The sequence below is a fragment of the Kineococcus indalonis genome, from assembly GCF_009906395.1.
In the GTDB taxonomy this organism is placed as follows: domain Bacteria; phylum Actinomycetota; class Actinomycetes; order Actinomycetales; family Kineococcaceae; genus Kineococcus; species Kineococcus indalonis.
On the sequence record NZ_JAAALM010001041.1, the window covers coordinates 1 to 406 of the forward strand.

1 pseudogene is annotated in these 406 nt (G+C 72.9%); it reads right to left on the reverse strand.

The window, feature by feature from the left end:
* Positions 1-135: pseudogene (locus GTR00_RS26555) on the reverse strand (histidine kinase); the annotation flags it as partial.
* Between the last annotated feature and the right edge of the window lie 271 nt (positions 136-406).

Below are 406 nucleotides of genomic sequence, written 5' to 3' on the forward strand. Positions count from 1 at the left end.
GAGCAGGACCAGGCGTGCGGCGGCCTCCAGCGGGGCGGTCAGGCGCTCGGCGAGCTCGCGCGCCTCGTCCCCGCCCGCGCCGGCCGCGGTGGCCAGCTGGCGCTGCAGGTCGTCGACGTACCGCGTCAGCTCCATGACGCCATTGTGACACCATTGGTGGTGTCACCACAAGGGTGGTGGTGTCACCTGAGGGAGCATCCCTCGACGGTGGGGTGACGGGCGGTTGACGCCCCTGCGGGAGGCTTCCCGCCGAGACGTCCCGCCGAAGGAGTCGCCACGCCTGTTCCGCTCACCCACCCGGGCATCCACCACCCCCAGCGCGCCGTCGTCGACCGGGACGGAGGTCGTGCTGAGCACGACCCTGGTGGTGCCGTTGACGAGCTGGGTGCCGTCGCAGGTGGGGGGG